The 13,182-nt window shown below is 70.9% G+C and carries 13 protein-coding genes; 5 read left to right on the forward strand and 8 right to left on the reverse strand.

Annotation, left to right across the window (positions count from 1 at the left end):
• Positions 1–88 precede the first annotated feature (88 nt).
• Positions 89–658, reverse strand: a complete 570-nt coding sequence (locus FQY83_RS12985) for a type 1 glutamine amidotransferase domain-containing protein (protein WP_146388383.1) — start codon at positions 656–658, stop codon at positions 89–91.
• Between the two features lie 154 nt (positions 659–812).
• Here FQY83_RS12985 and FQY83_RS12990 point away from each other — a divergent pair, with 154 nt between their 5' ends.
• Positions 813–1,205 (forward strand): hypothetical protein, encoded by a 393-nt coding sequence (locus FQY83_RS12990; protein ID WP_146388384.1) that lies wholly within the window; start codon positions 813–815, stop codon positions 1,203–1,205.
• 133 nt (positions 1,206–1,338) lie between these two features.
• On the opposite strand, the gene ubiB is transcribed toward FQY83_RS12990, so the two are convergent.
• The 5 genes from ubiB to FQY83_RS13015 form a co-directional block, all read right to left on the reverse strand.
• On the reverse strand, positions 1,339–3,009 hold the full coding sequence (ubiB, locus tag FQY83_RS12995; protein ID WP_146388385.1) for a ubiquinone biosynthesis regulatory protein kinase UbiB: 1,671 nt from the start codon (positions 3,007–3,009) through the stop codon (positions 1,339–1,341).
• A complete protein-coding gene (locus FQY83_RS13000) occupies positions 3,006–3,656 on the reverse strand; it encodes a ubiquinone biosynthesis accessory factor UbiJ (protein WP_146388386.1) in 651 nt (216 codons plus the stop codon). The genes ubiB and FQY83_RS13000 overlap by 4 nt, the downstream gene beginning before the upstream one ends.
• Before the next feature lie 227 nt (positions 3,657–3,883).
• Entirely contained in the window at positions 3,884–4,042 is a 159-nt protein-coding gene (locus FQY83_RS13005) for a DUF1328 domain-containing protein (protein ID WP_146388387.1), read from the reverse strand.
• A gap of 178 nt (positions 4,043–4,220) precedes the next feature.
• A complete protein-coding gene (gene oleD, locus FQY83_RS13010) occupies positions 4,221–5,213 on the reverse strand; it encodes a 2-alkyl-3-oxoalkanoate reductase (protein WP_146388388.1) in 993 nt (330 codons plus the stop codon).
• The gene (locus tag FQY83_RS13015; RefSeq protein ID WP_146388389.1) at positions 5,210–6,949 is read right to left on the reverse strand and encodes a fatty acid CoA ligase family protein; all 1,740 of its coding nucleotides are present in this window, start codon (positions 6,947–6,949) and stop codon (positions 5,210–5,212) included. The genes oleD and FQY83_RS13015 overlap by 4 nt, the downstream gene beginning before the upstream one ends.
• A 99-nt stretch (positions 6,950–7,048) precedes the next feature.
• Here FQY83_RS13015 and FQY83_RS13020 point away from each other — a divergent pair, with 99 nt between their 5' ends.
• Positions 7,049–7,477 (forward strand): YkgJ family cysteine cluster protein, encoded by a 429-nt coding sequence (locus tag FQY83_RS13020; protein ID WP_146388390.1) that lies wholly within the window; start codon positions 7,049–7,051, stop codon positions 7,475–7,477.
• Between the two features lie 95 nt (positions 7,478–7,572).
• Here the strand turns inward: FQY83_RS13020 and FQY83_RS13025 are convergent, their stop codons facing one another.
• Together FQY83_RS13025 and FQY83_RS13030 are read right to left on the reverse strand one after the other, a co-directional pair.
• Positions 7,573–8,481 (reverse strand): alpha/beta fold hydrolase, encoded by a 909-nt coding sequence (locus FQY83_RS13025; protein ID WP_146388391.1) that lies wholly within the window; start codon positions 8,479–8,481, stop codon positions 7,573–7,575.
• Between the two features lie 202 nt (positions 8,482–8,683).
• On the reverse strand, positions 8,684–9,664 hold the full coding sequence (locus FQY83_RS13030; RefSeq protein ID WP_146388392.1) for an NAD(P)-dependent oxidoreductase: 981 nt from the start codon (positions 9,662–9,664) through the stop codon (positions 8,684–8,686).
• Positions 9,665–9,754: 90 nt separating this feature from the next.
• Between FQY83_RS13030 and FQY83_RS13035 the strand changes: the two genes are divergently transcribed.
• The 3 genes from FQY83_RS13035 to FQY83_RS13045 all read left to right on the forward strand — a co-directional run bounded on the left by FQY83_RS13035 (position 9,755) and on the right by FQY83_RS13045 (position 13,179).
• On the forward strand, positions 9,755–10,330 hold the full coding sequence (locus FQY83_RS13035) for an ANTAR domain-containing response regulator (protein ID WP_146388393.1): 576 nt from the start codon (positions 9,755–9,757) through the stop codon (positions 10,328–10,330).
• A gap of 8 nt (positions 10,331–10,338) precedes the next feature.
• Complete coding sequence (locus tag FQY83_RS13040; protein ID WP_425478663.1) at positions 10,339–11,409, forward strand: CmpA/NrtA family ABC transporter substrate-binding protein; 1,071 nt, start codon at positions 10,339–10,341, stop codon at positions 11,407–11,409.
• Between the two features lie 600 nt (positions 11,410–12,009).
• Positions 12,010–13,179 (forward strand): nitrate/nitrite transporter, encoded by a 1,170-nt coding sequence (locus FQY83_RS13045; RefSeq protein ID WP_192906711.1) that lies wholly within the window; start codon positions 12,010–12,012, stop codon positions 13,177–13,179.
• The last annotated feature ends 3 nt before the right edge of the window (positions 13,180–13,182 follow it).

Genomic DNA, 13,182 nt, shown 5'->3' on the forward strand with positions numbered 1-13,182 from the left:
TTCTGTCCGGCTGCGGGAAGCAGATTTCTCCCTGCGGTCGAAATGACAGAGGGTGTCGCCGGCATCGCGATGTCGGATGCAAGATCCCTCAAGCCACCGAGCGCTGCTGCCCGCGATGCCTGCCCTCGTCGATCTCCTCGACCAGCTTCGCGCAGAACGCGGGCAGGTCCTTCGGCGTGCGGCTGGTGACCAGGCCCTGGTCGACGACCACGTCCTCGTCCACCCACTTCGCACCGGCATTCTCCAGGTCCCTGCGGATGTTGGGCACCGAGGTGACGGTGCGACCCTCGAGCACGTCCGCATTCGCCAGCACCCACGGCCCGTGGCAGATCGCGGCGACCGGCTTGCCGGCCTCGAAGAAGGCGCGGGTGATGGCCAGCGCCTTCTCGTCCACGCGCAGCTTGTCCGGGTTGAACAGGCCGCCCGGGATCACCAGCGCATCGTAGTTGGCAGCGTCGGCGTCGGCCAGCTGCACGTCGACCGGGACCTGCTCGCCCTTGTCGAAGTGCTCGAAGCCCTGCACCTTGCCGTTTTCGGGCGAGACCACGTCGACGCCGGCCTCGTGCTCGCGCAACGCGCGCAGCGGCTCCAGCAGCTCGGACTGCTCGAAGCCGTCGGCGACGAGGATGGCGACGCGTTTTCCGGTGAGATGGCTCATGGCGGGTACTCCTGTCGGGGGATGGAACCGGCAAGCTAGCGTTTCGCCTGCACAGGCAACGCGAAGGAAACGTCCATAACGCGTCAAACGCGTGCGCTATCGCGCGTTTTCGCGTTCATGATGCTGTACGCGCTGAACGGTTGGAGCCATGAACATGCCGGGACCTCGTCGACTGCTGGTCTTCCTGCGCAGCCTGCTGGCGCTGGTGCTGGCGATCGCCGCGATTCCCGCGGTCAACCTCGCCGGTTCGTGGCTCTCCAGCCACGTCTTCGGCCTCGGGCCCGGCGGCACGCTGCGTCTGGCCGTCGACCTGTCCTGGATGTTCGTGGCCGGCTTCGCTGGCGCCTGGCTGATGGTGAAGACCGCGGCGATCGCCAGGGCCGCGCATGCGTGGGCGCTGTTCGCGATCTATCTGGTCGCGGCGATGTATGCCGCGATCACGATGCGGGACGATTTCCCGCACTGGTTCACGCTCGGGCTCCTCGCCTCGATCCCCGCCCAAGTCTGGCTGGGCTGGTGGCTGGCACGGGGACGCTCACGCCCGTAGGGCGGGTTTCAACCCGCCACCTCCGCACGCAAGGATCGAGCGGTTTCGCCCGGGCATGCGGGCGCCTCGTTCATGCGATGGCGGGTCAAGACCCGCCCTACGGTCGCGGCTGCCAAACTGCCCATGTATGGCGTTACCCGCGCCGCGGCATCGCCGCGAGGATCGCCCACAGGCCGCCGATGCCGGCGATCCACGAGGCGGCCGGGATGCCGAGAACGGCGGGGCCGCCGGCTTCCAGCGAGTACAGCACGGCGGCCACGATCAGCAGGCCGACGCCGAGGATCGCGGCGACGATGCGCCGCTGCATGGCCTTGAGCGTCTGCGTGATCTCGACGATGTCCTGCGAGCGCATCCGCAGTTCGTGCCGGCCTTCGACCTGCTGCTGCAGCCAGGCGTGCGCCAGCCGCGGCATCTCCGGCGCGCGGGTGACGATCTCGGGCAGGCGCTTGCGGAACTCGGCGGCGAGCTTCTGCGGGCTGTAGCGCTCGACCAGGATGCGCTCGAGCACCGGCCGCGCCACCGCCCAGATGTCGATCTTCGGGTCGAGCAGGCGGCCAATGCCCTCGATCGTCAGCAGCGTCTTCTGCAGCAGGATCAACTGCGGCTGCAGGGTCAGCTCGTAGCGCTGGGCGGTGCGGAACAGCTTGCCGAGCACCTCGCCGAGCGAGATTTCCGACAGCGGCCGGGTGAAGTACGGTTCGCAGACCGCGCGCGCGGCGGCCTCGAGTTCGTCGATGCGGATGGTCGACGGCATCCAGCCGGCCTGCACGTGCAGCTCGGCGATGCGGCGGTAGTCCTTGTTGAAGATCGCCATGAAGTTCTCGGCGAGGTAGTACTGGTCCTCGCCGGAGAGCTGGCCCATGATCCCGAAGTCCAGCGCGATGAAGCGCGGGTTGTCCTGGCGCGCCGGATCGACCCAGATGTTGCCGGCGTGGGCGTCGGCGTGGAAGAAGTTGTCGCGGAACACCTGGGTGTAGAACACGCGCACGCCCTTGGCCGCGAGCGCCCTGCGGTCGATGCCCGCGGCGTCGAGCGCTTCGATGTCGTCGCTGTTGATGCCGCGCACGCGCTCGAGGGTGAGCACCTTCTGCGTGGTGTGGCTCCAGATCGGCTCGGGCACGTAGAGGTCGGCCGAATCCAGCCAGAAGCGGCGCAGCACCGAAGCGTTGGCGCCCTCGCGCTGCAGGTCGAGCTCGGCGGCCAGCGTGTTCTCGATCTCGGCGACGATCTCGCGCGGGCGGATCTTGTCGGCGTTGGGATGGGTGCGGTCGACGAGTCCAGCGAGGTTCCTGAGCAGCGCGATGTCGCCGTCGATCTGCTTCTCCACGCCCGGACGCAGCACCTTGACCACCACCTCGCGCGGCGGCGCGTCGCCATCGGCGTGCAGCGTGGCCGCGTGCACCTGCGCGATCGACGCCGAGGCCAGCGGCACGGTATCGAACGTCGCGAACAGGGTGGCGATCGGCGCGTCGAGCTCGGTCTCGACGATCGCGCGCGCGGCGTCGCCGTCGAAGGGCGCGACCTGGTCCTGCAGCAGCGCCAGTTCGTCGACCATGTCCGGCGGCAGCAGGTCGCGGCGGGTGGAGAGGATCTGGCCGAACTTGACGAAGATCGGCCCCAGCTCCTGCAGCGCCAGGCGCAGGCGCGCGCCGCGCGACTGCGCGGCGATGTCGCTGGAGGCGCGCGGCACGAACGGCCGCATCAGCTTCAGCCAGCGCTCGGCCGGAGTGTCGTCGAGCAGGTCGTCGAGGCGATAGCGCAGCAGCACGCGGCCGATGCGCGAGGCGCGCAGCACGCTGCTCAAGCGGGCATCCCCGGCAAGGCCGCGAGGCGCGACACGCGCGCGGCGAGGCGGTCGACGTCGTCGCGCAGCACGTCGACGTCGTCGTGGAAGGCGTCGAGCTCGGCGCGCGCGACCACGTCGCGCGACTCCTCGGTCACGTACTCGGCGGCGCTCTGCGCGAGGTTGCGGCCGAGTTCGCGCGCCTGCCGCAGCGCGCCGGCGAAGGCGTTCGCGACCTGCACGCCGACGACATCGCCGAACACCGACACGAACGGCTGCTGCCAGTCGGGATCGAAGCGCTCGGCCAGCCGCTGCAGCTGGCGCGCGAGTTCGGCGTCGCCCGAGACGTGCACCTTGCCCACCGGCGGCGCATCGTCGCGGCGCAGGAACGGCAGCTGCGACAGCATGCCGGCAAGCGTGCTGCGCACGGCGAGGTCGGGCTCGCTGGCGGCATCGACCGGACCCACCGCGAGGCGTTCGCCCTCGACCCGCAGCTGCAGCGCCAGCGGCGGCGATTCGAGGGCGAGTTCGACGCGACGGCCGTCGAGCCGGGTCAACGCCTGGCGCGTGTCGGCGTCGAGCGCGACCGCGCGGTTGAGCGCGGCCTCCAGCGCGCGGCCGGCGATCGGCTTGATCGCGTCGAAGGGCGAGGGCGGGAACGTGGCCATGGCGCATTGTACGGCTGGCGCGATGCCGGTGCCCAAGGGAATCCCCGACAAATTGTCATTCCGAGCGCAGCGAGGAATCTGCTACCCGCCGGCGGACAGCAGCGGCAGAAGCAGATTCCTCGCTGCGCTCGGAATGACAGCATTCTGTCTACCGGAGACCGCAACGACAAAGCCCGCCATGCGGCGGGCTTTGTTTGTAAAAAAAACGGGAAAAACGGGCATGGAACCTAGACCCGCTTGCCCCGCAGCAGCGAGATGATCGCGAGGATCACGAACACCACGAACAGCACCCAGGCGATGTTGGTGGCGGCGCCGGCGATGCCGGAGAAGCCGAGCACGGCGGCGATGAGGGCAATGACGAAGAAAATGACGGCGTATCTGAGCATGGAAGCGTCTCCGGGACGTCGGCCGGCGGCCGTGGAATGAAGTGCGGGGAGAGGCTACGCGAGCGCCGGTCGCGGCCGGGTGACAGCGGGGTGAGGTCGCCGTGAAAGACCGTCTGTTCCGACGCGGGGATGACGAGCGTCGCGGGATGACGGTTGTCCCGCAGGGCCCACCCCCGGCTCAGCCTTGCAGCGCGGCGCGCAGGCGCTCCAGCCCTTCGGCGATCGTGACCCTCGGGCGATAGCCGAAGTCGCGCGTCGCCGGCGCCATCGAGTACCAGTGTGCGGTGCTCAGCTGTTCGGCCAGGAACCGCGTCATCGGCGGCTCGCCCTGCAGCCGCAGCAGCGGCCACAGCGTCTCGCACGCCGCGCCGATCGCGTACGCCGCGCCGAACGGGATCGACCCCTCCACCTGCGGCGCGCCCGCGGCGGCGAGCAGCGCGTTGACGATCTCGCGCGTCGGCTTCGGCTCGCCGTTGCTGATGAAGTAGGCGCGCCCGGCGCAGGCCGCGCCCGGCGCGAGGTGTTCGAAGGCGTCGAAGTGCGCCTGCGCGGCGTTGTCGATGTAGGTGGTGTCGATGCGGTTGTGGCCGCCGCCGATGAAGCGCAGCCGGCCCTGCCTCGCGCGCTCGACCAGGCGCGGCAGGATCTGCTGGTCGCCCGGGCCCCAGATCAGGCGCGGGCGCAGCGCAACGGTGGCGAGGCCGGCGTCGTTCGCCGCCAGCACCGCCTGCTCGGCGATCAGCTTGGTGGTCGCGTACGGCGCCTTGAAGCCCTCGCCGTAGGGCACCGTGTCGGCGGTGCCGCCTTCGACCGGATGGGTCTTGCGATGGGTCACGCTCGGCGTCGAGGTGTAGACGAGCCGGCCGATGCCGTGCGCGCGGCAGGCGTCGAGCACGTTCTGCGTTCCGGTGACGTTGGCCGCGTGGTAGCTGTCGTAGCTGCCCCAGGCGCCGGCCTTGGCGGCGTTGTGGAAGATCGCGTCGAAACCCCGCGCCACGGCGGCGACGGTTTCGCGATCGGCGAGGTCGCCGCGCAGCTGGCGCACGCCGAGCGCGTCGAGCGGCGGATAGTGGCCGCGGTTGAAGCTGGCGACCTCATGCCCGCGCTCGACGAGGCCGCGGCACAGCGCCTGGCCCAGGAAACCACCACCACCGGTGACGAGGATCTTCATGCATGGCTCCGTGTCGCGGCCCATCGCGCGAGTTTTTCCCGGCCGATCTTGGCGTTGTGGCGGATGTCGACCGGGAAGCCGGAATGGAACAGGAACGTGTCGATGCGCGCGGTGTGCGGGAAGCGTGCGCCGATGGCGCGCAACTCGGTGTCGATGCGCGCATGCGCGCCGCGCGCGATGCCGGCGCGCGGTTCGATGCACAGGACCGGCACCTGCGCGCCGCGCGCGCCGATGCCGACCAGGGCGGTGCGGCGCACGTCGGGATGGGTGTTGAACACGGGTTCGACCTGCTCGGTGTAGAGCGGGCCGTCGGCGGTTTCCACGCGCTGCGACTTGCGGCCGCAGAACCAGAGGCGGCCTTCGGCGTCGAACCAGCCGAGGTCGCCCATGCGGTGGACGATGCGGGCTTCGGGCTGGCCCCCACCCCAACCCTCCCCCGCAGGCGGGGGAGGGCGCACATCGCGGCGATCTGGCCCTGAAAGCCCTCCCCCGCCTGCGGGGGAGGGTTGGGTGGGGGCCACCACCTCGCGAATCTTCGCCAACCGCGTCTGCGCCTCGCGATTGAAGTAGCTGTCCGTCGCACTCGGCCCCGCCACCGTGATCTCGCCGACCTCGCCCGGCGCCACCAGCAGGCCGTCGGACCATTGCTCGATCGCGTCATCCGTGATGCGGATGACGCGCACGACATTCGGCGCCACCGGCCGCCCCACGCAGGTCCCTGCCCCCTGTTCGGTACGTTCGCGCAGACGCAACAGCTCGCGCCCCTCGATCACCGCCACCGGCAGGCATTCCGTCGCGCCGTAAGGCGTCCAGAAGCCGGCATCCTCCGGCAGCAGCGACAGCATCTTCGCAACCACCTCCGGAGGCACCGGCGCGCCCGCCGAGGTCACGCGTTTCAGCGTCGGCAAGGGTTCGCCATGATCGGCCAGCACCCGCATCAGCGCCGGCGAGCCGAACAGCTGGTCCACGCCGAAGCGCGCGATCGCCGCGTGCAGCCTGCGCGGATCGGCGTTCGCCGGGCGCGTGGGATCCATGTCGGGGATGATCGAGCTCAGGCCGAGCGCGGGATCGAACAGCGCGAACGGCGGGAAGGTCGGGAAATCGACGCCGCCGGCCTCGATCCCGAACGCCTCGCGCAGCATGTCGATCTGCGCCCGGAAGTGGCGATGCCGGTAGACCACGCCCTTGGGCACGCCGGTGGAGCCGCTGGTGAACAGGATTGCGGCGACGTCGTCGGGTTGCGTCCGGCTCAGCTGCGGCCCGGCGCCCGCGCCGTCGCGCTCGACCTGCGCCAGTGTCACGTCGGCGAGGATCGCGCGCGCGCCGGTGGTGATGTGCACGCGCGCCGCCTTCGCCCAGCCCAGCAGCACCCGCGCGAACTGCGCCAGCGGGATGCCGATGAAGGCCTCCGGCTGCGCTTCGTCCAGGCACTGCTTGAGCGCACGCCTGTCGATGCCCGGGTCGACCAGCACCGGCACCGCGCCGGCCTTGAACAGCGCGAACATCAGCAGGAAGAACTCCGGCGTCGGCCGCACCATCAGCACGGTGTGCGTGCCGCGCACGATGCCGCGCCGGGCCAGGCCGGCGGCGATGGCGTTGCTGCGTGCGTCGAGCTCGCCATAGGTCAGGGACACGCCATAGCCGCCGTCGCGGCCGGGACAGCGCATGGCGATGCGGTCCGGCGCCTCGGCCGCCAGCCGCGGCAGTGCGGCGGCGATGTTGCAGGCCTCGTTCATGCGGCCATTATCGCCCGGTCTGTTCGCCGGGCCGGCCCCTCTTGCGCGCGGCGCCGGCAGGGCGAAGAATCCGCATCCCGTCCCGCCGCAGCCTCCTCCATGCCGCACCCCTGCCTGAGCTGTGGCGCCTGCTGCACGCAGTACCGGGTGGCGTTCCACTGGATGGAATCGGACGCGGCCACCGAGGGCGGCGTCCCCGTGGCGCTGACCGAACCCCTCGACCGGCACCGGCTGTGCATGCGCGGCACGCATTCGGATCCGATCCGCTGCGTGGCGCTCGACGCCGAGGTCGGCGTGTACTCGCGCTGCTCGATCCATGCGAACCGGCCGTCGGTGTGCCGCGAGGTCGACGCCTCCTGGGAGTACGGCGCGCCGGGCGAACAGTGCGACAAGGCGCGCATCGCCCACGGCCTGCCGGCGCTGACCGCCGCCGACTGGCGCTGGCGCGACGCCGCCGACAACGACGACCATCCCGACGACAACGGCAACAGCCCGCCGACGCCGCGGCTGCCGCCGATCGCGGCCTGACGCGGCATCGCCCCCACCTTTGCAGGAGCGCCTTCAGGCGCGCCCGCAAGCGAGCTCCCTCCCCCGCTTGCGGGGGAGGGAGCAGGCAGCTGCTCCTACAAGGGCAAGGGATGGCGATCGAGGAAGCTGCGGATCGCCGGCACCAGCACCTCGTGCTTGTCCTCGAGCACGTAGTGGCCGGCATCCTCGAAGGCCTGCACCTCGGCCTGCGGCAGTTCGCTGCGGAAGCGCTCGAGGAAATGGTGGTCGAAGACGAAGTCCTTCAGGCCCCAGCCGAGGAAGGCGGGACGGTCGGCGAATTCGTGCAGGCGGCGGCCGGATTCGGCCACCAGCGGCCAGGCGCGGTCCTGTTCCGACAGCGGGATGTCCTGCATGAAGCGCACGGTCGAGATGCGGTTCTTCCAGCTGTCGTAGGGCGCGACATAGGCGCGGCGCACGGCGGGCGGCATCTTCCTTTCGACCCCGAACCGGGACGCGCCGGCCGAGAACGCGTTGAAGCCGCGGATCACCAGTTCGCCGACCTGGAAGTCGCGGCCGAGCGCGATCTGCCACGGCATCGGCTTGCCCTGCGGCATCGGGAACGCGGCGGTGTTGAGCACCACCAGCCGCCGCACCTGCGCCATGTGCGCCAGCGCCCAGCCGAAGCCGATCATGCCGCCCCAGTCGTGCACGGCCAGCGTCACCGGGCCGGTGACGCCGAGGTGGTCGAGCAGCGCAGCAAGATCGTCCACGCGCGAGCGCAGCGTGTAGTCGTAGCGCGGCAGCGCATCGGGCCCGTCATCGGGCTTGTCCGACAGGCCCATGCCGACGTGGTCGGGCACGATGCAGCGGTAGCGATCACGCAGGCCGCGCACGAGGTGGCGCCAGTAATAGCTCCACGACGGATTGCCGTGCACCATCACCACCACCTCGCCGTCGCGCGGACCCTCGTCGAGGTAGTGCAGGCCGATGCCGGGCCGCGCGTCGAAGCGGTGGCTGCTGAAGTCGTAGTCGGGGAATCGCACGGCGGCGGGAGGAATGCGTGAGGGCCGGCATTGTAGCGGCCACGCCCGGAAAACCGGGGTCGGGTCGACTCCGGCCCCGGTTTTCGCCTCATACCAGCCTGCGTTCAACGAGACGGAAGCGTAGGTCGGGGCTACGCCCCCGACGCCCGGCCATCGGCGGTCATAGCGTCGAAAGCGTAGCCCCGACCTACGCGAATGACCATTAGTCCGCGACGCCGGCGTGGATCTCGCAAGGCCACTCCAGCCGCTGCAGCCCTTCCGCCACGCGGTCGAACGGCGGACGCCGGAATCCATCGCCCGGCCTCATCCACACCGCGTGCCTGCCCGCACCGGCATGGGCGACCAGCGTCGTCACGCAGGCCTGCGGGTCCTCCGGCGCCAGTTCGCGCGGCGCGTCCTTGCGCGCCAGCGCCAGCACCGCGTCGCCGACGCCCGCATCGACCAGCAGCACGTCGGCCAGGTTCATCGCGCGCAGCGCGGCGAGGGTCAGCTGCCCGGGATCGCCGGGGCCGGTGCCGACCAGGCTGATGCGTCCGCCGGCGGGGGCGATGGCGTCGGGATCGAGCATCCGGGTGAAGGCCTGTTCCGCGTCGGCCTCGCGGCCGGCGCTCAGCAGCGCCGGCACCGCGCCGTCGATCACCGCGTCGAACCAGCGTCGCCGCCGCGTCAGGTCGGGCAATCGCTCGCGGATCGCGGCGCGATGCTTCGCGAACAGCCCGGCCAGCGCGCCCAGCGAGGGATCGAGCTGGATTTCCAGCCGTTCCCGCAGCCGCCGCGCCAGCATCGGCGCCGCGCCGCCGGAAGAGATCGCGAGCTGCAGCGGCGCGCGGTCGATCACCGCCGGCACCTGGAAGCTCGACAGCTGCGCGTCATCCACCACGTTGGCGAGGGTGCGTCGCGCCTCGGCCTGCGCGGCCAGTCCGGCGTTGAACGCGCCGTCGTCGGTGGCGACCACCAGCAGCCAGGCCGCGTCGATCCAGGCCGGGTCGAACCCGCCTTCGAGCCGCTGCAGCCGGCCCTCGGCCAGCCAGCCGGCCAGCGCCGGGTGCAGGTCGCGGGCGTGTACGCGGACGCGGGCGCCGGCCTGCAGCAGGGCCTCGATCTTGCGCACGGCCACCTCGCCGCCGCCCACGACGAGCACCTCGCGGCCGGCCAGATCGGCGAACAGGGGGAACAGCGGCATCTCGACTCCCTTGGCAACACCCGGCGCCAGCGCTTATGTTGCATGGCAACATCGCCCCGACCCGCCCACTTTGCCAGCCGCCGGACAGGCATGCCACGCATCCTGCTGATCAACGACACCGACAAGCCGATCGGCGACCTGCGCGCCGCGCTGGTCGAGGCCGGCCACGAGGTGCTGGATGAAGTGGCCGGCATCGCGGCCCTGCTCAAGGCGGTGGAGACCCACCTGCCGGACGTGGTGATCCTCGACGTCGATTCGCCCTCGCGCGACACGCTCGAACAACTGGCGATGCTGCACCGGCACGCGCCGCGGCCGGTGGTGATGTTCTCGGCCAATGGCGACGAGCAGCTGATCCGCGCCGCGGTCGGCGCCGGCGTCGCCGCCTACGTGGTCGACGGCCTGTCGCCGGCGCGGCTGCGCCCGATCATCCAGGTGGCGCTGGCGCGCTTCGAGCAGCAGGCGCACCTGCGCCAGCAGTTGGAAGGCGTGCAGCAGCAATTGCAGGACCGCAAGACGATCGAACAGGCCAAGGGCCTGCTGATGGAGAAGCGCGGCATGAGCGAACGCGAGGCCTACGCCGCGCTGCGCCAGCAGGCGATGCGGCAGAACCTGAAGCTGGCCGACGTGGCGCGCCGGATCCTGTCAATGGCGGACCTGCTGGGATGAGCGCAGCCATGACCAACGCGACGCTTCGCACGCTGCGCATCGGCTTCATGCCGCTCGTGGACTGCGCGCCGCTGGTGGCGGCGTCGCGGCTGGGCCTGGACCGCAGGCATGGCCTGCAGTTCGAACTGCAGCGGCAGGGCTCGTGGGCGGCGCTGCGCGACAAGCTGCTCTCGGGCGAACTCGACGCCGCGCACGCGCTGGCCGGCATGGTCTACGGCATCGAAACCGGCATCGGCGGTCCGCAGGGGCCGATGGCGGTGCTGATGGTGCTCAACCAGAACGGCCAGGCGATCGTGCTGGCGCCGGAGGCGGCGCGGCGCCTGCGCGAGGGCGCGAACCTGCGCGAGGCGCTGGGCGTGCCGCAGCGGCGACCGGTGCTGGCGCAGACCTTTCCCACCGGCACCCATGCGCTGTGGCTGTACTACTGGCTGGCGGCGCAGGGCGTGGACCCGCTGCACGAGATCCGCGCCGTGACCCTGCCGCCGCCGGAGATGCCCGATGCACTGGCGCGCGGCGAGATCGAAGGCTACTGCGCCGGCGAACCCTGGTCAGCGCAGGCCGAGGCGATCGGCGCCGGCGCGCGCGTGATCCGCAGCGGCGAACTGTGGCCGGGCCACCCGGAAAAGGTGCTGGCCTGCCGCCGCCAGTTCGCCGCGCTGGAGCCGGAGCTCGCGACCGCACTGACCGCGGCCGTGCTCGACGCCTGCCGCTGGCTGGACGAAGACCCTCAGCACCGCAGGCAGGCGGCACAGTGGCTGGCCCAGGACGCGGTCATCGGCCTGCCGGTCGAACGCCTGTCCGCCTGCCTGCTGCCGTCGTCCGATGCGGCGCGGGGCACCGGGCTGCGTTTCCACGGCGACGGCGAGGTCAACTTCCCCTGGCTGTCGGACGGGCGCTGGTTCCTGCACCAGTTCCGCCGCTGGGGCTGGCTGCCCGCCGATGCCGCGGACGACGACGCGCTGCTGGCCGAAATGCACCGCATCGACAGCTACCGGCTCGCCGCGCTGCAGGTCGGCGTACCGCTGCCACGCGGCGAAACGCGCCGCAGCGTGCTGTTCGACGGCATGCGCTGGGAGTAGGCGAATACCGGGGTCAGAGTCGACTCTGACCCCGGTGTTGATTCCGGTTTTGCCCCCGGCCGTTTGCCCTCGTCCCGCCTCTCGTTCCCGCCGCCTCCACCTGTCATTTCGACCGCAGGGAGAAATCTCCCTTGGAGAATCGTGCGGCTGCGGAAGGAGATTTCTCCTCCGGATCAAGTCCAGGGTCGAAATGACAGGGGGTTGGGAGTTTGCACCAAAATGAATTCATTGATGACCCATATCGGTGCAATTCTTCTGGTTCGCCACACCCTTTCGACAGGAGCAACCGCATAACCCCTTGATTCCGCAAGCCCCACCGCCCCAGCCCGCGCCCTCCAGCCGCTGGCACGCATGTTGCATTGCAAAAACATGTCGGGCGCAAAGCCGCGTCCGCGACAACCCGATTGCGACCGGCTGCCAACGGCGGCATCCGGTCGCCGACAACGGCGTCTCTCCGGCCCATACCGGAGGACGCCGTTTTTCGTTTCGCCTTCCCCATTCCGGCCGTGAGCGCGGGTGTCCAAGACCCGACCCCGGCCCCTTTCCTCGGAGCGTGCGCGGATGAATCGATCGTTCTGGCAGGCCGGCCATACCCCCACCCTGCTGTCGGCCTTCCTCTATTTCGACCTGAGCTTCATGGTCTGGTACCTGCTCGGCCCGATGCAGGTGCAGATCGCCGAAGCCTTGCTGCTCGACACCCAGCAGCGCGCGCTGATGGTGGCGGTGCCGATCCTGTGCGGCGCGGTGCTGCGGCTGTTCCTCGGCCTGCTGGCCGACCGCATCGGCGCCCGCCGCACCGGCCTGCTGGCGCAGGTGCTGGTGATCGCGGCGCTGCTGGTGGCCTGGTGGCTGGGCGTGCACAGCTTCGGCCAGGTGCTGCTGCTGGGCCTGATGCTGGGCGTGGCCGGCGCCTCGTTCGCGGTGGCGCTGCCGCTGGCCTCGCGCTGGTATCCGCCCGAGCACCAGGGCACGGCGATGGGCATCGCCGGCGCCGGCAACTCCGGCACGGTGTTCGCCGCGCTGTTCGCGCCGGTGCTGGCGACGATGTTCGGCTTCCAGGCCGTGTTCGGCCTGGCCTGCATTCCGCTGGCGATCGTGCTGGTGGTGTTCGCGCTGTGCGCGAAGGACGCGCCGGTGCCGGTGGCGCGCAAGACGCTCGGCGACTACGCGCAGGTGCTGGTCGGCAACCGCGACTCGTGGTGGTTCATGTTCTTCTACGCGATCACCTTCGGCGGCTTCGCCGGTTTCGCCAGTGCGCTGCCCGGCTACTTCCACGACGAGTTCGGCTTCGCGCCGAAGCTCGCCGGCTGGGCCACCGCCGCCTGCGTGCTGGCCGGCTCGGCGATGCGCCCGGTCGGCGGCGTGATCGCCGACCGCATCGGCGGCACGCGCACCCTGCTCGCGGTGTACCTGTCGGTGGCGCTGCTGGTCGGCGGCGCGGCGCTGGGCTTGGGCGGCGCGGCCGGCGTGGTGGCGCTGTTCGTGCTGACCCTGCTGTGCCTGGGCGCCGGCAACGGCGCGGTGTTCCAGCTGGTGCCGCAGCGCTTCGGCCGGGACATCGGGCTGATGACCGGGCTGATCGGCATGGCCGGCGGCGTCGGCGGCTTCGTGCTCGCCGCGGGGCTGGGCGTGGTCAAGCAGCACAGCGGCAGCTACGCCATCGGCCTGTGGCTGTTCGCCACCGTCGCCGTGCTGGCCTGGGGCCTGCTGCGCGGGGTCACGCGGCAGTGGCGCAACCAGTGGATGGCGCTGGGCGCCGCCCGCATCTGACGA

The sequence above is a fragment of the Luteimonas marina genome (assembly GCF_007859325.1).
GTDB lineage: Bacteria > Pseudomonadota > Gammaproteobacteria > Xanthomonadales > Xanthomonadaceae > Luteimonas > Luteimonas marina.